17 protein-coding genes are annotated in these 21278 nt (G+C 68.4%); 11 read left to right on the forward strand and 6 right to left on the reverse strand.

Features of this window, described 5'->3' with window-relative positions; genetic code table 11:
- The first annotated feature begins 10 nt into the window (after positions 1-10).
- The 9 genes from AB5J50_RS15155 to AB5J50_RS15195 all read left to right on the forward strand — a co-directional run bounded on the left by AB5J50_RS15155 (position 11) and on the right by AB5J50_RS15195 (position 10312).
- Positions 11-1249, forward strand: a complete 1239-nt coding sequence (locus AB5J50_RS15155) for an MCE family protein (protein ID WP_369258345.1) — start codon at positions 11-13, stop codon at positions 1247-1249.
- Positions 1246-2328 carry an MCE family protein gene (locus AB5J50_RS15160; RefSeq protein WP_369258347.1) on the forward strand — a complete coding sequence of 361 codons (1083 nt, stop codon included), beginning with the start codon at positions 1246-1248 and terminating at the stop codon, positions 2326-2328. Before AB5J50_RS15155 ends, AB5J50_RS15160 begins: the two co-directional genes overlap by 4 nt.
- A gap of 281 nt (positions 2329-2609) precedes the next feature.
- Positions 2610-3590: an MCE family protein gene (locus AB5J50_RS15165; RefSeq protein ID WP_369265399.1), complete on the forward strand. Its 981-nt coding sequence runs from the start codon at positions 2610-2612 to the stop codon at positions 3588-3590.
- On the forward strand, positions 3587-4723 hold the full coding sequence (locus tag AB5J50_RS15170; RefSeq protein ID WP_369258349.1) for an MCE family protein: 1137 nt from the start codon (positions 3587-3589) through the stop codon (positions 4721-4723). Before AB5J50_RS15165 ends, AB5J50_RS15170 begins: the two co-directional genes overlap by 4 nt.
- Positions 4720-6009 carry an MCE family protein gene (locus AB5J50_RS15175; RefSeq protein ID WP_369258351.1) on the forward strand — a complete coding sequence of 430 codons (1290 nt, stop codon included), beginning with the start codon at positions 4720-4722 and terminating at the stop codon, positions 6007-6009. The genes AB5J50_RS15170 and AB5J50_RS15175 overlap by 4 nt, the downstream gene beginning before the upstream one ends.
- Positions 6006-7283, forward strand: coding sequence for an MCE family protein (locus AB5J50_RS15180; protein WP_369258353.1), 1278 nt, complete (start codon positions 6006-6008; stop codon positions 7281-7283). Before AB5J50_RS15175 ends, AB5J50_RS15180 begins: the two co-directional genes overlap by 4 nt.
- An 83-nt stretch (positions 7284-7366) precedes the next feature.
- Entirely contained in the window at positions 7367-7825 is a 459-nt protein-coding gene (locus AB5J50_RS15185) for a hypothetical protein (RefSeq protein WP_369258355.1), read from the forward strand.
- Positions 7826-7897: 72 nt separating this feature from the next.
- Positions 7898-8713 carry a hypothetical protein gene (locus AB5J50_RS15190; protein WP_369258357.1) on the forward strand — a complete coding sequence of 272 codons (816 nt, stop codon included), beginning with the start codon at positions 7898-7900 and terminating at the stop codon, positions 8711-8713.
- Between the two features lie 153 nt (positions 8714-8866).
- On the forward strand, positions 8867-10312 hold the full coding sequence (locus AB5J50_RS15195; RefSeq protein ID WP_369258359.1) for an ATP-binding protein: 1446 nt from the start codon (positions 8867-8869) through the stop codon (positions 10310-10312).
- Positions 10313-10387: 75 nt separating this feature from the next.
- Here the strand turns inward: AB5J50_RS15195 and AB5J50_RS15200 are convergent, their stop codons facing one another.
- Positions 10388-11395 (reverse strand): helix-turn-helix domain-containing protein, encoded by a 1008-nt coding sequence (locus AB5J50_RS15200; RefSeq protein ID WP_369258361.1) that lies wholly within the window; start codon positions 11393-11395, stop codon positions 10388-10390.
- A gap of 137 nt (positions 11396-11532) precedes the next feature.
- On the reverse strand, positions 11533-15279 hold the full coding sequence (locus AB5J50_RS15205) for a S8 family serine peptidase (RefSeq protein ID WP_369258363.1): 3747 nt from the start codon (positions 15277-15279) through the stop codon (positions 11533-11535).
- A 454-nt stretch (positions 15280-15733) separates the two neighbouring features.
- On the opposite strand from AB5J50_RS15205, the gene AB5J50_RS15210 reads away from it, so the two are divergent.
- Positions 15734-17047 (forward strand): hypothetical protein, encoded by a 1314-nt coding sequence (locus tag AB5J50_RS15210; protein ID WP_369258365.1) that lies wholly within the window; start codon positions 15734-15736, stop codon positions 17045-17047.
- A 441-nt stretch (positions 17048-17488) separates the two neighbouring features.
- Complete coding sequence (locus AB5J50_RS15215; RefSeq protein ID WP_369258367.1) at positions 17489-17890, forward strand: hypothetical protein; 402 nt, start codon at positions 17489-17491, stop codon at positions 17888-17890.
- A gap of 19 nt (positions 17891-17909) precedes the next feature.
- On the opposite strand, the gene AB5J50_RS15220 is transcribed toward AB5J50_RS15215, so the two are convergent.
- The 4 genes from AB5J50_RS15220 to AB5J50_RS15235 form a co-directional block, all read right to left on the reverse strand.
- A protein-coding gene (locus AB5J50_RS15220; RefSeq protein ID WP_369258369.1) for an IS5 family transposase occupies positions 17910-18718 on the reverse strand; the annotation gives its coding sequence in 2 pieces (ribosomal slippage) (positions 17910-18398 and positions 18401-18718; 807 coding nt in all).
- A 292-nt stretch (positions 18719-19010) separates the two neighbouring features.
- Positions 19011-19589: an HAD domain-containing protein gene (locus tag AB5J50_RS15225; RefSeq protein WP_369258371.1), complete on the reverse strand. Its 579-nt coding sequence runs from the start codon at positions 19587-19589 to the stop codon at positions 19011-19013.
- A 29-nt stretch (positions 19590-19618) separates the two neighbouring features.
- A complete protein-coding gene (locus tag AB5J50_RS15230) occupies positions 19619-20311 on the reverse strand; it encodes a class I SAM-dependent methyltransferase (RefSeq protein WP_369258373.1) in 693 nt (230 codons plus the stop codon).
- Positions 20311-21222, reverse strand: a complete 912-nt coding sequence (locus tag AB5J50_RS15235; protein ID WP_369258375.1) for an aminoglycoside phosphotransferase family protein — start codon at positions 21220-21222, stop codon at positions 20311-20313. The genes AB5J50_RS15230 and AB5J50_RS15235 overlap by 1 nt, the downstream gene beginning before the upstream one ends.
- Between the last annotated feature and the right edge of the window lie 56 nt (positions 21223-21278).

A 21278-nucleotide genomic window follows, 5' to 3' on the forward strand; every position in this document is an offset into this window, starting at 1 on the left:
AGTGCGCCGTATGAGAGCGCTGAGACTGCGGTTGTACGGCGTCGTGTTCCTCGCCGTACTCGCGCTGCTGCTGTCCCTGTCGGTCGCCGTGTACCAGCAGGTGTTCACCCCGGCGGTACGGATCAAGCTGGAGGCGGACAGCCTCGGCAACCAGCTCGATCCCCGGGCCGACGTCAAGCTGCGCGGGCTGCTGGTCGGCGAGGTGCGCGCGGTGCACGCCGACGGGACGAAGGCGACGCTCGACATCGCGCTCAAGCCGGAGTACGTCGCGTCCATCCCCTCCGACGTGCACGCGCGTCTGCTGCCCAAGACGCTGTTCGGCGAGAAGTACGTCGACCTGGTCGCGCCCGCGCGTTCCTCTGCCAGGCCCATCCGCGCGGGGGACGTCATCACCCAGGACCGCACCCGCGTCGGCATCGAGCTCCAGCAGCTGATGAACGACCTGCTGCCGCTGCTGCGGACCGTGCAGCCCGGCAAGCTCAACGCCACGCTCTCCGCGTTCGCCACCGCCCTCGAAGGCCGCGGCGACCGGATCGGCGACAACCTCACGCGCGTGGAGGACTATCTGCACCGGCTCAATCCGCATCTGCCGTCCCTCACCGAGGACTTCGCCCGGCTGGCCGACGTCGCCGAGGTGTACGGGGACGCGGCTCCCGACCTGATGGCGATCCTGCGCAACACCGTCACGACCAGCCGCACCATCGTCGAGCAGCGGGACCGGCTCGCGGCCGCGCTCACCACGACGGCCACCGCCGCGGGCACCGCGGACGACTTCCTCGACGCGAACGGCGACCGGCTGATCACCCTGGGCCGGGTCTCCCGCCCCACGCTCGCACTCTTCGCCCGCTACTCGCCCGAGTACCCCTGCCTCCTCGCCGGCCTGGTGCGCGAGGAGCAGGCGTCCGAGCAGGCGTTCCGCGGCGGCAAGATGCACATCACGCTCGAAGTCGTCCGACAGCAGGCGGCGTACGAGCCGGGTGAGGAGCCGCGTTACGACGACCGGTCGGGGCCCAACTGCCGCGACCTGCCCCATCCCCAGGTGCCCGCACCCGGGGTGCACCTCAACGACGGGTCGAAGAAGGGAAGTTCCTCCAGTTCGCCGCTCGGCGTCTCCGCGACCCGGGCCGAGCAGCGCTCCGTCGGCTCGCTCGTGGCGCCCGTCATGGGCGTGCCGGCCGACGAGGTACCGCCGGTCGCGACCCTGCTGTTCGGACCGATGGCGCGCGGGACGGCGGTGAGCGTCGCATGAGTACCAAGAAGACCACGAAGATCACGAAGACCTCGCGGACCTCGCGGACGTCAGGGGCCCGGCAGGCCGCCGCCCCGCTGATCAAGTTCAGCCTCTTCGCCCTGGTGACGATCCTGGCCACGGCCTTGCTCGCCGCCACCATCGTCAACATCTCCCTCACCCCCGAGCACACGTATCGCGCGGTGTTCAGCGACGTGACGGGCCTGGAGAAGGGCGACGACATCCGGGTGGCCGGGGTGCGGGTCGGCGAGGTCGAAGACATCAGCATCAAGGACCGGACGCTGGCGGAGGTCACCTTCACCGTCAGCGCGGACCGTCCGCTGCTGAACAGCACCGGCGCGGTCATCCGCTACCGGAACCTGGTCGGACAGCGTTACGTCGCCCTGACCGAGGGCGCGGGGGACGGCACCCGGCTGAAGCCCGGCGCCACGATCCCGCTGTCGCGCACCCGGCCCGCGCTGGACCTCAACGCACTGCTGAACGGCTTCAAGCCACTGTTCGCCGCGCTCAGCCCGCAGGACGTCAACCAGCTCGCCACCGAGATCATCCGGACCCTTCAAGGCGAGGGCGGCACCGTCAACAGCCTGCTCATGCACACGGCTTCGCTCACCACGACCCTGGCCGGCCGCGACAAGCTCATCGGCTCGGTGATCGACAACCTCAACACCGTGCTGGAGACGCTCGACAAGCGCGGCGCCCGCTTCTCCGGGCTGCTCAAGCAGCTGCGGCGGGTGATTTCGGGGCTGTCCGCCGACCGCAAGCCCATCGGGCAGTCACTGGTGGGCATCGGCGACCTGACGGACGCCACCTCGGGGCTGCTCAAGGACGCACGTCCGCCCCTGAAGGACGACATCGCCGGGCTGACCGACCTCACCGGAACGCTGAACAAGAACGAGAAGACCGTGGAGGGCGTCCTGAAGCGGCTGCCGAACAAGCTCAACGCACTGACGGGGACGGCGTCCTACGGCTCGTGGTTCAACTTCTACCTCTGCGACTTCGACGGCCGGATCGTGCTGCCGAAGACGAAGCAGGTGCTCACCCCCGAGCTGCACGTGGCGAGGGCGAGGTGCGGCGCATGACGAAGCACTTCCTTCCGCGCAGGACCCGTAAGCGCCGCCCGGAGCCGCTGGTCAAGGTCCGCATCGACCCACCCAAGCTGCCCCACATACGGCTGCTTCCGCGCCGGGCACCGCGTCCTCGACGCCCGGAACCCCTGGTGAAAGTCCGCATCGACCCGCCGAAGCTCCCGAAGATACGGCTGCTTCCGCGCCGGGCGCCCCGTCCCCGCCGCCCGGAGCCCCTGGTCAAAGTCCGCATCGACCCGCCCAAGCTGCCCCGCATACGGATACGCCGCCCGCGGCTGACCCCGTTCCGCGACCGCAACCCCGTGGTGATCGGAGCCGTCGGCCTCACCTTCCTCGCGCTGCTGACCGTGGCCGCGTTCAACGCCGACAGCCTGCCGCTGATCGGCGGCGGCGAGACGTACAGCGCGGCCTTCTCGGAGGCGGGCGGCCTCAAGCCCGGCGACGAGGTACGGATCGCCGGCGTCAAGGTCGGCAAGGTCGAGGACGTCGATCTGGACGGTGACCACGTCAAGGTCACCTTCAAGATCAAGGGCGATCCAGGGTTCGGCACTGAGACCGGCGCTTCGATCCGGGTCAAGACGATCCTCGGCGCGAAGTACCTCGCGCTGCACCCCAAGGGACCGGGGCAGCTGAAGCCCGGCAGTGAGATACCGCTGAGGAGGACGGTTCCGGCGTACGACGTCGTGCAGGCGTTCAGCGATCTCACCACGACGACGGAGAAGGTCGACACCGACCAGTTGGCGAAGGCCCTGGACACCATCTCCACCACGTTCCAGGACTCGCCCGCCGAGGTACGGGCGTCCATCAAGGGCCTGTCGAAGATCTCCCGGACGGTCGCCTCGCGCGACAAGGCGCTGGGCGAACTCCTCGACCACGCGAACGGCGTCACGGGCGTGCTGGCCGAGCACTCCGAGGACTTCACCGCGCTGGTCAAGGACGGCGACAAGCTGTTCAAGGAGATCAGCAAGCGGCGCAAGGCGATCCACAAGCTGCTGAAGAGCTCCGCCGTGCTCGGCATCGAGCTCTCCGGCCTGGTCGAGGACAACGACAAGGAGATCGGGCCCGCGCTCAAGGGCCTGAACACCGTGGTGCGAATGCTCGAACGGAACCAGTCCAGCCTCGACCGGAGCGTCAAGCTGCTCGCGCCCTATGTACGGGTCTTCAGCAACACCCTCGGCAACGGCCGCTGGTTCGACAGCTACGTCCAGAACCTGGTCGCCGCTCCGGTGACGCCGCGGACGGGAGGCTCGCAATGAAGAACCTGAAGAGACGCGTGAAGAGACGCGTGGCCGTGGTCACCGCACTCGCCCTCGTAGCCGCGCTCACCTACGTGCTGTGGCCGCGTTCCGAGTCCGTGCACGTGACCGCGTACTTCCCGCGGACCGTCGGCATCTACCCCGGCTCGGACGTCCGCGTCCTCGGCGTCCGGATCGGCGAGGTCGAGAAGATCACGCCGGAGGGCGACCGGGTGCGGGTGGAGCTGGAGTACGACGAAGGCCGCAAGGTCCCGGCGGACGCCAAAGCCGCGATCATCAACTCCTCGGTGGTCAGCGACCGTTACGTACAACTGCTGCCGGTGTACCGGAAGGGCCCGGTGCTGCGGAACGGCGCCGTCATCCCCGAGACACGGACGGCCGTACCGGTCGAGCTGGACCGCATCTTCGACAGCCTGCACACGACGGCCGATGCGCTCGGCCCCAAGGGCGCCAACAAGGACGGCTCGCTGTCGCGGCTGCTCGGGGTGAGCGCGGCCAACCTGGACGGCCAGGGCGAGAACCTCAACCAGACGGTCGAGGACCTCTCGCAGGCCGTCACCACGCTGTCGGACGGCCGCACGGACCTCTTCGGCACGGTACGGAATCTGCAGGTGTTCACGGCGGCGCTGGCCGCCGACGACAAGAGCGTGCGGTCGTTCAACACCGACCTCGCCGAGGTCGCCGGACAGCTCGCGGGCGAGCGCAAGGACCTCGCGGACGCGCTCAAGAACCTGGGAACGGCGCTCGGCGACGTGTCGCACTTCGTGAAGAACAACAAGAAGTCGCTGACCTCGAACGTGAAGGGCCTCAGCAAGGTGACCAAGGTGCTCGTCACCCAACGGGCCGCGCTGGCCGAGCTGTTGGAGGTCGCCCCCACGGGTCTGTCGAACCTGAACAACGCCTACAACCCGTCCGCGGGCACCCTCGACACCCGCAACAACGCCCAGCAGGCGCAGGATCCGGCCTCGCTGCTGTGCTCCGTGCTGAAGACGACCGGCGACGAAGGCGGCAAGAACCCCGACTGCAAGGAGCTCAAGGACCTCTTCGACTCCCTGCCGAAGGTGCCTCAGGGCTCCGCGGTGACGGGAACGGTCGACCGGACGCTCGGCGGAATTCTGGGGGCGAGCGCATGAGCGCACTGCGCAAGGCCGGGGCGGTCGCGTGGGCCGCGGTCGGCTCGCTGCTGCTGTCCGGTTGCGAGTTCAACGGCTGGTACGACGTCCAGCTGCCCGGCGGAGCCGCCGCCGACGGCCACGCGTACCACGTCACCGTCGAGTTCCGCGACGTCCTCGACCTGGTGCCGCAGTCGGCGGTGAAGGTCAACAACGTCACCGTGGGCGCGGTCGAGAAGGTGCAGCTGGACGGCTGGCACGCGCGCGTACGGCTACGGGTCGCCGACTCCGTGAAGCTGCCCGCCAACGCGGTCGCCGAGCTGCGGCAGACCAGCATGCTCGGCGAGAAGTACGTCGCGCTCGCCGCCCCGTCCGGCACGGCCGCCGTGGGCCGGCTCGGTGACGGCGACCGCATCCCGCTGTCCCGCAGCGGCCGCAACCCGGAGATCGAGGAGGTGCTGTCCGCGCTGTCCGCGCTGCTCAACGGCGGCGGAGTGGCCCAGCTCAAGACGATCACCGTGGAGCTGAACAAGGCCCTGGACGGCCGGGAGAACCGGGTCAGATCGCTGCTCAAGGAGCTGAACACGTTCATCGGCGGTCTGGACGACCAACGGAAGGACATCGTCCGCGCCCTCAAGGCCGTCGACCGGCTCGCGGGGCGGCTCGGCAAGGAGAAGAAGACGATCGCCCGGGCCGTCGACGCGATGCCACCCGCCCTGAAGGTCCTGGCCGACCAGCGGCGCGATCTGACGAGGATGCTCACCGCCCTTTCGAAGCTCGGCAAGACGGGCACCAAGGTGGTCACGGCCTCGCACGACGACACGGTCGCGAACCTCAAGCAGCTGCGGCCGATCCTGCGGCAGCTGAACAAGGCGGGCGACGATCTGCCCAACTCCCTTGAACTGCTGACCACTTACCCGTTCCCGCGCAACGTGGTGGACGCGGTCAAGGGCGACTACGTCAACCTCGACATCACGGCAGACCTCGATCTGTCGGACCTCTACGGGAACGTGACGGACAGCAACTCCGGCGGGGGGAACGGCGATTCCCAGATGCCCGACACTCCCGACGTACCGGATCTCCCCGATCTCCCTGATCTGCCGAGCGTTCCGACACCCACCGCGCTGCCGAGCACACCGAGCCTGCCGTCGTCCCCCTCGGTGCCGTCGGTGCCGACGGCACCGTCGGGCGGCGGCGGGCCGTTGTGTCCGCCGGTATGCACCAGCAGCTACACAACCGGCGCCGACCTGCCCAACGGCGTAAACCTCGCGCTCGCGGAGCTGATGCTGAAGGGGGTCCAGCCGTGATCACACGTACGGTCAAAGCCCAGTTGCTCGCCTTCGCCACCGTCACCGCCGTCGGGGTGTCGTACGTCGGCGCCGAGTACACCGGCCTGGTGGACGACGTCCTGGGCCGCGGCTACACCGTGCAAGCAGACTTCGCCGACTCCGGGGGCATCTTCCCCGGCGCCGAGGTCACCTACCGCGGGGTGCCGGTGGGCCGCGTCGGCGCGCTGCGGCTGGCCGGTTCCGACGGCGTCTCGGTAGCCCTCGACATCAAGGACGGCGCACCGCGCATCCCAGCGGACACCCTCGCCGTGGTGGCGAACCGCTCGGCGGTGGGAGAGCAGTACGTCGACCTTCAGCCACGCACCTCGCACGGCCCGTATCTCCTCGACGGCAGCGCCATCCCGCGCGGCAGCACCCGTGTGCCGCTGCCCACGACGGACCTGGTCCTCAGCCTGGACCGGCTGGTGAACTCGGTCGGCAAGGACGATCTGCGGATCACCGTCGACGAGCTGGGCAAGGCCTTCTCCGGCACCGGACCGAACCTGAGCCGACTGGTCGACTCGGGCAACGCGCTCGTGGAGTCGGCCTCCGAGTCACTCCCCCAAACGATCTCGCTGATCGAGGACTCGCGAAAGGTCCTCAAGACGCAGGCCGACCAGGGCTCGTCCATCAAGTCGTTCGCGCACGACCTGGCGGCGCTCAGCGCCCAGCTGAAGTCGAGCGACGGGGACCTGCGCAAGCTGATCGGCAACGCGACGCCGGCGGCGAACCAGGTGAACTCGCTGCTTAAGAACATCTCACCGCGCCTGTCGGTCCTGTTGGCCAATCTGATCAGCGGCGGCCAGGTCACGCTGGCGCGCCTGCCCGGCGTGGAGCAGTCCCTGGTCACCTTCCCGGCGCTGGTCTCGGGCAGCTACACGGTCGTCCCGGGCGACGGCACCACCCACTTCGGCCTGGTGGTGAACGCCGACGACCCGCCGCCGTGCACCCAGGGATACGGGACAACACGGCGCGACCCCTCGGACACCAGCACGCGCGAGGCGAACACCGACGCGCACTGCACCGCCCCGCGCGGAGGCAAGACGTCGGTACGGGGCGCGCAGAACGCCCCCGGCGCGTCGACCACTTCCGGCGGCGCGAACCAGACGGCGTACGTCACGCCGTACGACCCGGAGACCGGTACCGCCACCGGCCCGGACGGAAGGCCCGTCGAGATCGGCTCGACGGGCGGTCAACAGGCGGTGTTCGGAAGGGAGTCGTGGCAATGGCTGCTAGTCGGGCCGATGGCATGAGCGAGGCAATGAGAGGGGCCCTGTCGGGCAGGGCCAGGAGCGGGGCTCTGCCGGGCAGGGCCTGGTCGGGCAGGGTCTGGTCGGTGGGGCTGGTCGTGGCGACCGTCCTCACCACCGCGCTGACGATCTGGCTGAGCCTCGGGCTCTACGACCAGCGCGAGGCGGACCAGCGGCGCCAGGACATCCTGGCCGCGGCCCGCCAGTCGGCGCTGAACTTCACCTCGCTCGACTACCGGCACTACGACCGGGACAGCGCGAACGTCCTCGACGGCGCCACCGGCGACTTCAAGAAGCAGTTCGCCGCGCAGACGGAGGAGCTGACGCAGCTGGTCGCCCAGAACAAGTCGGTCTCCGAGGGCCAGGTTCTGGAGGCGGGCGTCGTCCGCTCCGACGCGCACTCGGCCCGCGTCCTGGTGGTCGCCGACAGCAAGGTGACCAACACCGCCGCACCCAAGGGCGAGGCCCGCACCTACCGGCTCCAGCTCGACCTGGTGCACCGGGACGGCCGCTGGCTGACCTCGGACGTGGAGTTCGTGGGCTGACCGCGCGGTTGGCTGACCGCGCCGTGACCGCCGTACGCCCCTTGAGGGCTTGAGGACTTGAGGAGCAAGACCATGACGAAGACGACCACCCGAGGCCGCGGCTCCGGTTCCGGCTCTGGATCCGGATCCAGCACTCGGCGCACCATGACCGCGGCCACCCGCGCGGCAGCCAAGCGCGCGGAGCGCGGCCACCGCGAGCCGGGGCCGGGGGCCGCCGACGAGGAGGCGCCGGGGCGTCCCGGGACACCGACCGCCGGCCGCACCGTGCTCATCGAGCCCAAGGACGAGAACGGCTGGGACGACCCGCCCGAGCCCTCGCCGGGGTCCTTCGAGGAGGACGCGGCGCAAGAGGAGGGCGAGCCAGTCTCCGGTGCGGCGGCGCGGCACGGTCGACGGCGGCTGCTCACGGCCGTCCTGTGCGTCCTGCTCGCGGCGGGCCTGGTCGCGGCCACCGTTCTCGGGTGGCGATACCGGGAGGGAGTCCAGGCCGACCAGGCTCGCGGGCAGGCACTCACAGCCGCGCGGCAGGCGGCCCCGGTCGTCCTGTCGTACGACTACCGTCACCTGGACCGCGACTTCGCCGCGGCGGGCGCCCGGCTCACCGGCCACTTCCGCGACGAGTACCGGAAGACCACCACGACGGTGGTCGGGCCGACGGCCAGGAAGTACCACGGGGTGGTGAAGGCCACGGTGGCGGCTCCCACCGGCGGCTCCCCGGCAGCCTCCGTGATCTCGGCCTCGGCGGACCGGGCCGTCGTCCTCCTCTTCGTCAACCAGGTGACCACGAGTACCCAGGTCTCGGGCTCCCGCGTGGACCTGAACCGGGTGCGGATGACGCTGACCCGTACGTCCGACGGCTGGAAGGTGAGCGGGGTCGACGCGCTCTGACGTCGGCTTCCTTTGGGGCTTGAGGGCAGACGAGGGTCGTTGCCCATCCGCCACCCCCTCCCCATTACGCAAAGCGATCAATCAGCTACTCGGATTCTCCATACTATGGTTCACTTGAGTATGTTCAACATGAGCAAGCTCGAAGGGTGACCCATGCCAGGTTTCGTAGGCCGCAAGTCCGAGCTGGCCGCCCTGGAGCGCCACCTCGCCTGGGTGCGCGACGGCCGGGGCGACCAGCGCGGCCGGGCCTTGCTGCTCCGCGGCCGGCGTCGGGTCGGGAAGTCGCGGCTCGTGGACCTCTTCTGTGAGCGCGCCCAGGTGCCGTACGTCGTCCACCAGGCCACCCGGGGCGAGGACGCCCACCGGGAACGGGCCCGCTTCCTCGCCGAGGTCCGCCAGTCCTCACTGCCCGACACCACCCTGCTCACCGGCGTCACGACCGTCGCCGAATGGGACACCGCCCTTCGCCAGCTCGCCGCGGTGCTCCCGGACGACGCCCCCAGCATCGTCGTACTCGACGAACTGCCCTGGATGCTCGAAGGCGACCCGGTCCTGGAAGGCACGCTGCAGACCGTGTGGGACCGGGTACTGAGCCGGAAACCCGTGCTGCTCATCCTCATCGGCAGTGACCTGGCGATGATGGAGCAGCTCTCGGCGTACGGCCGCCCCTTTCATCAGCGAGGCGTCGAGATGGTGCTGTCGCCGCTCTCCCCCTCCGAGGTCATGGCGATGACCGGGCTCCCGGCCGCGGAGGCCTTCGACGCCCATCTGATCACCGGCGGCCTGCCGCTCATCTGCCAGGAGTGGCAGGAAGGTGAGAGCCGCGTCGACTTCCTCACCCGCGCCCTCGACGACCCCACCTCCCCCCTCCTCGTCTCGGGCGAGCGCATGCTGGCCGCCGAGTTCCCCACCGCCCTCCAGGCCAGACACGTGCTCTCCGTGATCGGCAGCGGTGAGCGAACCTTCGGGACGATCGCCGCGAAAGCCGGAGCGGCCGACCGACCGCTCCCGCCCGGCTCGCTCAACCCCGCCCTGCGCACCCTCGCGGACAAACGACTCATCGCCATCGACGCACCCCTCTCCACCCGCCCGGGAGACCGCGACCGCCGCTACCGCGTCGCCGATCCCTACCTCCGTTTCTGGCTCGCCTTCCTGGAACAGGGAATCCCGGAGATCGAGCGCGGGCGCGGTCGGATCGTGGTCGAGGCAGTCGAACGCGGATGGACTTCATGGCGCGGGCGGGCGATCGAACCCGTCGTGAGGGAGTCGCTGGCCCGACTGCTCCCCGACGACGCGTGGCCGCAGGTGCGGGAAGTGGGCGGTTGGTGGCCCCGTACCAACAATCCCGAAGTGGACCTGGTGGGGGCGGACCGGTCGCCGGCACGCGAGATCGGGTTCGTCGGCTCGATCAAGTGGCACGAGCGCGGCTCCTTCGACCACCGCGCCCTGGCTGCACTGGCCCGGGACGCCCTGGCCGTACCCGGCGCCGACGAGGACACTCCCCTGGTCGCGGTGTCCCGCTCCGGGGTCACGGTGGACGGGTTGGCGGCTACGTATGGGCCGGAGCAGCTGATGGGGGCCTGGGGCTCCGGTGCGTGAGGTCTCCCCTCGTGCCCACCTCGGACAGGCCAGGGACCGTGGCGGGCAGCCTGTTGGTGGGGAGCGGCGGTGGCGTTACGTCTGTCTCGGCACCGGTGGTTCCGCCCAGCCGTGTCGGACGGCGTGGCCGCCGAGCTGCATCCGGGTCCGGACTCCGGCTATGTCCATGAGGTGGCGCAGGCGTCGGTGCAGCGTGCGCGGTGACAGGCCGAGTTGTGTCGCGGCCGTCGGGTCGGTCACGCCGGCGAGCAGGAGCGCGAGGATCCTTCGGTCGAGGTCGGTCGGGCCGTCCGGCCCGAGTTCGACGGTGGGTTCGGCTTCTTCGCCGGTGCCCGACAGCTCCAGCGGGTGGGCGGTACGCCATACCGTCTCGAACAGCGCGTCCATCGCGTCCAGCAGGCCGCTGCGGTGCAGCAGTACCGCGCCGGGCTCTCCGGTCGGCGTGGTCGCGAGCGGGACGAGGCCGAGTTCGGCGTCGGCCAGCACGAGTTTCATGGGCAGTTGGTCGGCGACACGCAGCTGCACGCCGTTGCGCAGGGAGTCGATCGCGTCGTGGACGATGCCCGGCTCCGCCAGCACGGCCCGGTCCAGTACCGCCCGGAAGTGCACGCCGCGGCCGATGGCCATGGGTTCGGCCGTGTTCTCGTCGGGAGGCAGGGCGACGAACGGTGCGGTGATGAAGGCGCGGACCTGCGTGCGGGCCGCCTGCTGCACCTGGAGGTAGCGATGGCGGATGGCGTCGACGCCCGTGACGACCTCGATCAGATCGACGATGCTGCTCCCGGTCATCGCCGCCCGGTGTTCCTCGGCGAAGGTCACCAGGGCATGCTCGGCCGCGCGCAGCCCGTCCCGGCGCTGGCTGATGAGAGCGCCGAGCGCCATGGCCGGCGGCGCGGCGGTGAACCGCTCGTCCGCCGACCTGATCACCAGTCCCCACCCGACCAGGCGGGACAGGGCCTTGTCGACCTGGGCCTGCGCTATGACGAGCAGTTCCGACAGCAGCATCGCGGTGGAGTCCGGCTGTCCGATCAGCGCCCGGTAGACGCGCTCGTCATCGGGTTCGAGGCCCAGAACATCCAGCATCGGCGACCGACTCTCTTCCGCTTGCCGCAGCGGGGAGAGTATGTGCCATGGCGGCAGACTCTGAATAGTCCCTGGTGGGAGCGGGTGTGACGGGAAGGGCCCCGGGGAGTCGCCTCCCCGGGGCCCGACAGTGCGGTTCATCGCAGGCCGTACGCCCGGATGATGTCGTTCTTGACGCCGAAGCCGCTGTTCGTCTCGGCGCTCGCGCGGACCGAGAGGAAGCCGCCGGGCTTCTTGGCCGTCCTGAACGAACCCGTCCAGTAGCCGTCGGCGCCCTTGGTCAGGGTCACCTTCTGCCAGGTGGCGCCGTCGTCGTACGAGACATCCAGCTTCACCGTGGTGACTTTGCCCGGCACGGTGCCGCCGTCCATCGACACCGGCTTGAGCGCGATCCTCTGGGTCGCGTTGGCCTTGATGTCGCCGTGCAGGTCCGACTCCAGCTTGTAGTTCAGGTTCAGCACCGAGAACGGCTCGAAGAAGTCCGAGTCGACGGTGTCGGACATGAACGTCCACTCGGTGTGGGTGCGCGTCGACAGCCGGAAGACGTCAGCGGGCCGCTCCGCGTCGAGGACGGCGCGGTAGGGCAGGTTGCCCGCCGGCACCTCCACCCACTGCATGTCCGTGCTGTACGGGTTGTCGTGGATCAGCGTGTCGCCCTGGAAGACTTGGAGGTGGGTCGGCGTCTGACCCCAGTCCAGGAAGCCGCCCAGCCGCATGTTGTCGCTGGCGGAGGCCCACGCCTGCACGTTCCAGGTCATGTAGTTCTGCCAGCGGGAGTTGTACACGCCGAAGGCCTCGCCCTGGCCTGGCCGGGTCGCCGGAGCGAACCAGTCCAGACGGGTGGTGCTGCCCTTGGCATACGTGTTGTCGCCCGACACCATCACCCACGGCAGGTCACCGTCGACGCCCTGCGCGTGGAACTCCCGCCAGACCTGGCCCGGGGTCACCCATTCGGTGCGGGTGCCCGGGTGCCACTCTCGCTCGGGGAGGTTGAACGACGGGCTGAGCGTGAAGTCGGACCGGTAGCCCTCCCCCGACTTGCCGTCCGTGGCCGAGTAGTAGCGGGCATCGATCCGGGCGAGGTCACCCTTGGTCGGCTTGTAGACCAGGGCCCGGTCCGGCACCTGGCCGGGGTACTCCCGGGTGAGGTCGTAGACGAACGGCGTGTACTCGGTCTGCTGTGCGGTCAGCTTCAACTTGCCGGCCTTGGCCATCGAGACAAGGGTCTTGCCCGCGTCGCGGTGCACGGTGGCGACCGGGATGGTCGACTCGCCGACATACTCCATCAGGGCACCGACACCGTCGTTGACCACGATCAGCGTCTTCGCACCGGCCGCGACCGCGGCCTCGGTGCGCTCCTGGGGCGAGACCTCGTCGCTGCGCTCGATGACGACGACCTTGCCCTTGGCGCTGACCTTCTCGTACGCGGCCGCCGCGCCGTTGCCCGCGTAGACGGCGTTCCGCGTGTCCGTGGCGGTGCCCAGGGCGCTGCCCGCCTGCACCAGCGCGTCGAAGCGGAGCCGGCCGCCCGCTGTGCTCAGGCTGAGCTGCGGCTCGCCCTTGCGCCAGCGGGTGGTCAGTATGAACTCGCCCTGCTTCATCGGCTTCGTGGGCGCGACGTAGACGTCGTCGTACGTCGGCGGCAGCACGTACGCGCTGCGGTAGTCCGTGTACGGGTCGAGGCCCTTGTAGTGGACGTTGAAGTCGACCTTGCGCTGGCGGTCCTCGGTGCGCTGAGGCGCCTCGGTCTGCAGCAGACGTGCCTTGCGCGCGTCCAGCACGACATCCGCGGAGCCGTCCTTGAGTACGGTCTCGGGGTCGACCAGCACGGCCAGACCCGAGCGGTCCGCCTTCTCGCCGGCCACGTCGAGGTACCCCGCGACGGTGTAGAGGCCGGGTGCCATGCGCATGGTGGTCGAGCCGTCGACGTAGACATTCCACGGCCAGAAGTCGCCGGCCAGGTTGATCGTGACCCAGCCGGCGGCGGGCTTGCCGTCCCGGTCGACCAGCTTGATGTTCAGGTCGTAGCGCTCCTCCTCCTTGAGCAGCGCCACGGAGGTGCGGGTCACCGGCTTCCCGGTGGTCGCATCGGTGCCTATCACGTAGCCGACGTGCCGGCCCGTCGAGGCGGCTTGCGGGTCACCGGTCACCGGGACGGCGGCGGTGCCGCCCGCCGGGACGGTCACCTTGGTGGCTCCCAGCGTGAACGGGCCGTCGTCGTTGGTCAGCGCCAGGTTCAGCGTGACGTCGGAGGAACCGGAGTTGGTGAAGGTCAGGTCCTTGGTGACGGCGACGTCGCTCGGCTCGTGCGGCCATGTGTAGTTGCCGAAGAAGAGCGATCCGGTGCCGTGGACCGTGGTGTGCACGGCGGCGGCCACGTCGACACGGCCGGTGCCGACCTCGTACGGCGAGTACCCGTCGGCCAGGCCCTTCGCGGTGCTCATCAGGTGTTCCTTGAGCTGCGCGCCGGTCCAGTCCGGGTGTTCCTGGGCCAGGATCGCCGCCGCGCCGACCACGTGCGGGGTGGCCATCGAGGTGCCGCTGAGGGTGCGGTACAGGCCCTCACCACCGTCGGTCATCTCCTGCGAGCGGGCCGCGGTGATGTCCACGCCGGGCGCCGCGATGTCCGGCTTCATGCCGCCGGAGGAGGCCAGCGGGCCGGTGCTGGAGAAGGACGCGAGCCGGTCCTGCTTGTCCGTGGCGGCCACGGTCAGCGCCGAGGCGGCCGCGCCCGGGGAGGAGATGCTCTCCGGGCCCGCGTTGCCGGCGGCGATGACGAACAGCGTGCCGTACTGCTTGGACAGCGCGTCGACCGTCTGCGACATCGGGTCGCTGCCGTCCGTCGGGTAGGTGTCGCCGAGGCTCATGTTGACGACGTCCGCACCGGACTCGGCGGCCCACTGCATGCCGGCCATGACCCAGGAGTCCTGGCCGTAGCCCTCCGCGCCGCCGAGCACCTTGCCGACGATCAGATCGGCGCCGGGGGCGACGCCCTTGTAGTCACCGCCGGATGCGGCGCCCGAACCGACGATCGTGCTGGCCACGTGCGTACCGTGCCCGTTGAGGTCGGAGAAGGCCTCACCCGGCACGAAGCTGACCGTGTCGTCGATCCTGCCGGCGAAGTCGGGGTGGTTGACGTCGACGCCGGTGTCGAGCAGCGCCACCTTGACACCCTTGCCGGTGTACCCGGCCGCCCAGGCCTCGGGCGCACCGATCAGCGGCACGCTCTCCTTCAGGCTGACCTTCACCCGACCGTCGAGCCACAGCTTCGCCACACCCGCGCCCAACTTCGCGCTGCCCTGCGGCGCGACGGTGCTCCAGAAGGTACGGGCCTGCCGCTTCTGGGTGCTGAGCGCGGCTCCGTGAATGCCCTTGAGCTCGCGGGTCAGCTTGCTGCCGCGGGGGGCCGTCGGCTCGACGGCCGCACGAGACTTCGGCTGGGCGTACGTCGCGATCAGCGGCACCGCGGCCGACTTCGCGTCGTCGTAACCCATCTCGATCAGATCGGTGACGTTGAACAGCCGCCGGTCCAGCTTGCCCGTGCCCAGCAGCGGCCCCGCCTCGTCCGGAACGACGAACAGGTCACCCTTGACCTCCTGGATCTTCACGCCGCCGACGGCACTGTCCGGCCGGTCGACCTCGGCAGTCTGCTTGCCGTCAGCCATCGTGGTGACCGTGACGACATCACCGGTGACCAAGGTGACCTTGTGGGTCGCCGAAGGCTTGGCGGCAACAGTGGGCTTGCTCGGAGCGGCTTGTGCGGGCGCTTGCAGAACTGCGAGCCCCGACGCCATCAGCGGCACCGCGGTGGCAACCGAGATCAGCTGCCAGCGTCTGCGCCGGAAGGCGGAAACCTGAGGGGAAGCCTGAGAGGGGGAGAACATGCCCTGGGTCTATCGGCCGGTTCACACCGACGTGAAGACCGGATGGCGGCAGGTCTTCGCCATGGCAAGGACTTGCCAGGGGCAAAGCGCGTACAGTCGGGCGAGGTTGCACTTTTCGGGCCGGCTCCGGTTTGAAGCATCATGGAGGCTGCTGACGCTCTCGGCCGAGCCGAGCCAAACCGCGCCCATCCCCTCCTCGTGATCCACACGATCAGTACGGGGAACTCATGGCGGCACTGTCTTTCACTTGGACGCTCCAGGGCGCCGGATGCCGCGTGACGCTCGTACGCCGACGATGCCCGTCAGGCCCGCGCTAGCGACCCCACGTTCTTCCGCGCATGCGAGTCTTGGTGGCCGGCTGCTTCTGTGTGGCCGCCTTCTTCTGTAGCTCAGCAGTGCCACTTATGGCGTACTTTCGTGAGCGCGGACCGGCCGTTGCGCTCATTGTAGTCTTATGGAAAATCCCAATGCTTCTCGTGAACCCGACGACGCAAGCGGGCGGCCCCGAAGTGTTCCTGTAGCGATCGTAATGGCTGCAGGTTTGTTGACTGCGGGCGGGGTTCTTGCCAGGTTCGGATTGAAAGACGTCAGCGAAGCGCTCTCGTTCGCGGGGCGGATGAGCGGCTTCTTTGGGCTGGTCGTTGCCTTGCTGATGTTCACTGCAGCAGTTGCCGCATTTGATTTTTGGGGAAATCACAGGATTAGGGGATCGGGTGCCTTCGTCCTGGTTGCCGCCCTGCTTGTTCTGATCATTAACACAAGTTTGCTGGCGATGCAAATACGAGGGGGTGAGTACACGCACTGGCTGATCGCCTGGATTATCTTTGTGGCCTGGTCGATCTGGGCGCTGTGGATGCTTCTACACCGCGAGAGGATTTTGCAGGAGATCCGTACGCCGCGAGTCTTCGCGGCGGGAGCTCTGCTGACGGCACTCTTGCCATTGGCTAGCTTTGGGTACTCGCAGATTTATGTTCCGTACTCCACTCCGATGCTTGTATCAGTTACGGCAGAGTTTGAAAAACCGATACCCAATGAGGCCACTGGTGGCACCGCTTTGCCGCTACGCCTGACACTGAAAAATGCCGGGGTCGTCCCCGCCTATGTCCCCCAGAGCATATATAGCGTGAATTCTCAGTTCGAGATGACGAGCGAGAGGGAGGAAAGTGCTGATGACTGGCTGGCGGATGCAGATAGCGGATACCCGATCGTTCGCAGGAATTTTCAGGTTCTAGGCTCCACAGTGATCGAAGCCGGTACGATATTTCCTAGTCAGAGCATTTTCTGGCTGGAGCCCGGAGATATTCAAACTATCGAGCGCATCATTCAGTTGCCCAGAGACATTAAGTATCAGACTGTCACAGCCTCCGCCTTTGCCATTCTAGTCAGAAAGGATCGAGTATCCCTCGATGACCCCGAGACGGAAGCGTCCTGGAACCTTTCACACAAACATATCAGCGAGGCTCCTGGGTGGGTGGCGGGTCGCGGGACGGACTTTATTAAGCAGACATTCCCTCTACATGAGGGTAATTCTCTGACTTCAGCCACAAGGAAGCCTAAGTATATTGCGGCGTGGTGGGTGCTACAAAAACCTACCAAGGTTGACCTTTCGGGCGCCCCCTATTTCATGCTGACAATTGCCTCGTCGGAGAGTGATGAGAATGCGGAACCGAAAGAGCGAGATTGGAACACCTTTCTCTCTCGGTATGGCCTGTCGATAGTTGACAGCGGAATGACTGAAATTCCTGTGGGAGCGCTAAAGGGGCGGTAAGATATTCCCCTCTCGGGTAGCGCTCTTCGATGGAGTCGTAGTTGGGTCGGGTTGGCGTCCTGTCGCCGGGCTTCTCCAATGTCTGCCGGACCGCGGCCCGTTGCCGCTCCGGTGCCTCGGTCCACTGGGCCGTCGGCCAGTCCGGTGGAGCAGCCGCTGCGGCCGCTGCTGAGGTGGAGAACTGGTCTCAATCCTGGTCTCAACGACGGCCATTCCGCAGCCGTTCGTCACCGTCCACGTACGTATGGCAGGTGCTGTGACCAGGCGGGAAGCCGGACTCGCGGATGTCTATGGACGCCCCCGGACCAAGATCGGACAACTCGTAATGCGTAGAGCTCGTAACACGATCATGCGACCCAGTCCCAGTAGTCGTGTCGTGGTGGAGCGTGGGAGCGTGGCCCTGGATCGTGGGCGATGGCCTGTGTGGGGAAGCGGGAATGGATGAGCGTGGTGTGGGCGGCGACGTCGCCGGAATCGGGACTGTTCGATCCGGTTGAGAGACGCACGGAGGTGAAGGATCTGTCAGATCGCTTCAACGACCTGCGTTCCTGTGGCCAGGGATACGTCGAGGTTCGGTCACCGAACAGGGAGTTCCCGGTGCTGACCCTGGCCTTCCGAGATGATCACGCGGTCGTTCACCTGATGAGTGACACCGAGCGGATGTCTCTGCTTGTAGGAGACGGCACCGCGCCCTCGGGTGCTGAGGTCGAAGTCCCGATCATGGACGACCTCGCCGCGTTCACGGGCGACTTTGTCCTGGATATAGATCGGGCGTGGGACCTGGTGCACGACTTCACGCAGACGCGGGCGGCCGGCCCTCTGGGTGAGTGGTGTGAGTTGTAGCCAAAAGCTCGTGCCACGATCATGATCGGTTTTTCTTGAGGCGTCTCCAGCAGATGAGGCTGCAGGCCAATGAGACGAAGGCGTCGTGGAGTTCGGTGCGGCGTTCCCAGCGGACGGCGAGGCGTTTGAACTGGTGGAGCAGGGCGAAGGTCTGCTCGACGACGTAGCGGAGTTTGCCCAGGCCCTTGATGTTCGGGTCGCCTTTGCGGGAGATGACCGGCAGGATCCGCCGCTTGCGCAGCTCTTTGCGGTGGGGGTTGGAGTCGTAGCCCTTGTCCCCGAGCAGCGCATCGGGGCGGCGGCGTGGCCGGCCGGGGCGCCCGGCCACCGGCGGGATGCCGTCGACCAGGGCGAGGGTCTGGGTGACGTCGTTGACGTTCGCCGCGGTGGTGATGACCTTGAGCGGGGTGCCGCGTCCGTCGCAGATCAAGTGGTGCTTGCTGCCCGTCTTCCGGCGGTCGACCGGTGACGGACCGGTGTCGGCTCCCCCTTTTTCGCGCGGATGTGGGAGCCGTCCACACATGCCCTCGACCAGTCGAGTTCGCCGGCCGCATTCAGCTCGGCAAGCAGAACGCGGTGCAGCCGGTCGAAGACCCCAGCCTGCTGCCACCTCTCCAGACGCCGCCAGCAGGTCTGTCCGGAGCCGAACCCCAGCTCCAGGGGCAGCAGGTGCCAGGCTATGTCGTTGTGGAGCACGTACAGGATGCCCTGCAGACACAGCCGGTCCGCCACCGGCCGAGGCCCCGGAGATCGCTCCGGCCAGGGCGGCAACAGCGGCTCGATCAGCGTCCACAAGTCGTCATCCACGATCCACGGCCGAGTACTCACACCCTCCCGAACGGCCGAATCGTCACATCGGTCACGCCCGGCCAGGACACCTCAACAAGATCGTGTTACGAGCTCGTAGGTCTCGGGTTCGAATCCCGAAGGCGGCTCTGTGGAAGCCCCAGAACTCACTCGCCGTGATCTGGGGCTTTTGCTTTTTCGGGTGCGGCGTCGTTCTCGGGCGCGGGCCGCGCGACTGTCCGTGATCTCAATTGTGGTCTCAATCGCACGTTCAGTCTGGTGCCTGAAGGCATCTCTCGCGCGGAGGATCTTCGCTTCCTACAGCATGTCTCTGCTACGCGGCTTCGGCGCCGCGTGGATTGTCTGAGGCATCAGCCTGTGTGACGGCCAACCGCGCGGCCCACGCCAGAACCTCGACCAGGTGCTCGGCCAGCAGCCCGACATGGGGATCGGGCTGAACAAGGGCGGTCGCCTGGCCCTGGGCGGTGCGTTCCGCGGCCCAGACGTGGTCGAGGCCGGTGAAGTCGTCGTCGATCCAAATGGCGGGTGCGTCGCCGAGCCAGGTATCGGCGTGATCGCGTTTCCACAGGTAGCCGTTGGGGTGGCTGGTGGTGATCTGCGGGCGTGGGAGGTCGACGTACGGCAGGGGCGGGAGGCCGAGTAGCGGGCCGATCAGGGTGGTGGCGTCCTGGCGCCAGCTGGTGCACCAGACGGGGGTGACCAGGCCGGTTCGGATCACCTGCATGAGCAAGGGGCCATGCGCCGGGTTGAGCCAGATGGTGACGGGTGCGCCGGGGTCTCGGCCGGCCGGTACGACGTCGTGCCGGGTGTGGGTCGCCGGGCTGGCCCCCTCCGCGTCCGGAAAGGGTACGAGGACGCCGTCGACGTCGAGGAGCAGGTAGGGCGGGCGCATCGGTTTCTCCCAAGGAAGCCGGGGTGGGGTCAGAGCTTGCGCGCGGTGATGAGGAGGGTGGTGGGCCAGCTGCCGTGGCGGGCGTCGTGGAACTCCTGGGCGGAGGTGAGCCAGAGGCCCGCGCGGGCGAGGTGTTTCTCCCAGCGGTCGGCGTCGAAGTCCCAGCGGGCGATGGGGAGTCGGGTCCGATCAGGGAGGGTGACGTGGTCGCGGCGAGGCCGGTCGTCGGTGGTCGGGCGTAGGCCGCCGCGCTGGGGGTGGGGGACGGAGAACGCGAGAGTGCGACCGGGCTTGAGGCGCTGGGCGATGGCCGGGAGCAGAAGCTCGGGCGCTACGAGGCCGATGGCTCCGAAGACGGAGTAGATGGCGTCGAAGTGCCCGTCGGCGGCTTGCAGGTAGTGCAGGGCGTGGCCCGCGACGAAGGCCAGGTTGTTCAGTCGGCCGTAGTGCGAGCGGGCTCGGCGAATCTGTAGGCCGACGAGGTCGACGCCGGTGACCTGGGCGCCGTAGCGGGTGGCGAGGTGGGCGGCGTTGTGGCCGGCGCCGCAGCCGAGTTCCAGTACGCGCTTGCGGCGCAGATCCGGGCCGAGGATCTTGGCGCCGGGACCGCCGCCGGGCCGCGTGGTCCATTCCAACTGTGCGGGTACGGACAGCGGTTCGGCGGGGCCAGCCGTGGTGCGTTGGAGGGCGTGGATGTACCAGGGGGAAGCCTGGGCGAGCACTAGACCTCCAAGAGGTGGAGTACATCGGTGAGGTGGCGGCGTACGGCCTTCATGTAGGCGGGGTCGGTGGCCGGGTCGTTGATCCAGCGGATGGACTGCTCCATGAACCACTCGACGGCCCACATGCGGTGCCAGCCCAGCGCCCACTTCTCGGCTGTGAGTCCGCCGCGTTCGTCGAGGGCGTCGGGGGTGCCGCCTTCGGTGACGTAGGTCTCCAGGAAGACGCGCAGGCGTACGGGGTCGGGGGCATCGAGGGTGCCGTGCCAGCTGGCGAGATCGAGCAGGCCGGGGCCGGTGAAGGCGCGGGCGAAGTCCAGAAGCCGCCAGCCGTGTCGGCCGATGTGGAGGCTGGTGGGGTGGAATTCGGAGTGCACCCAGCCGAACGGGGCCACGGTCGTACCGGCCGAGCGTGTCTCGGCGGCCTGGGCAATCCGGTCGAGGGCGTCCTCGACGTCGTCCGCGTCCTGCCACCGGTCGGATTTGCGGAGTCGGCCGAGGTGCTCCAAGGACCGGCTCGGCAGGGTGCGCAGCCGCGCCTGGTCGAGGACGGGCAGGGCGGCAGCCGTGCGGGTGCGGTGCAGGACCACGGCTGCGGCTGCGCCGTCGAGGTCGTCGGCCTCGCGGATGGGGGCGCCGAGGTCTTCCAGCAGCATCCCGAGCCAGCCGTCCAACACTGCGGAGGCGTGAACGGCAGGCACGGGGACACCGAGGGTGTGTGCTAGCCGGAGGGCTTGGTCCTCGCTGTCGAACGGCTTCTTGGCGTACTTGAAGATGGCGGTGGTCCTGTCGGTGAAGGTCAGGCGTTCGACGCCGGACATGGACCACACCCGCACCTCCTCACGCACCGCGGTGGACCTGCCGGCGATCATCAGAAGGTTGTCCAGGAGATCGGCGTTAGGGCTCGTGTCCATAAGGGGCTCCAGTGCTGTTGAACGCGTCCGGGGCGGGCGAGAAGTGCCGGCCCGCC

The organism is Streptomyces sp. R35 (assembly GCF_041053035.1).
GTDB lineage: Bacteria > Actinomycetota > Actinomycetes > Streptomycetales > Streptomycetaceae > Streptomyces > Streptomyces lutosisoli.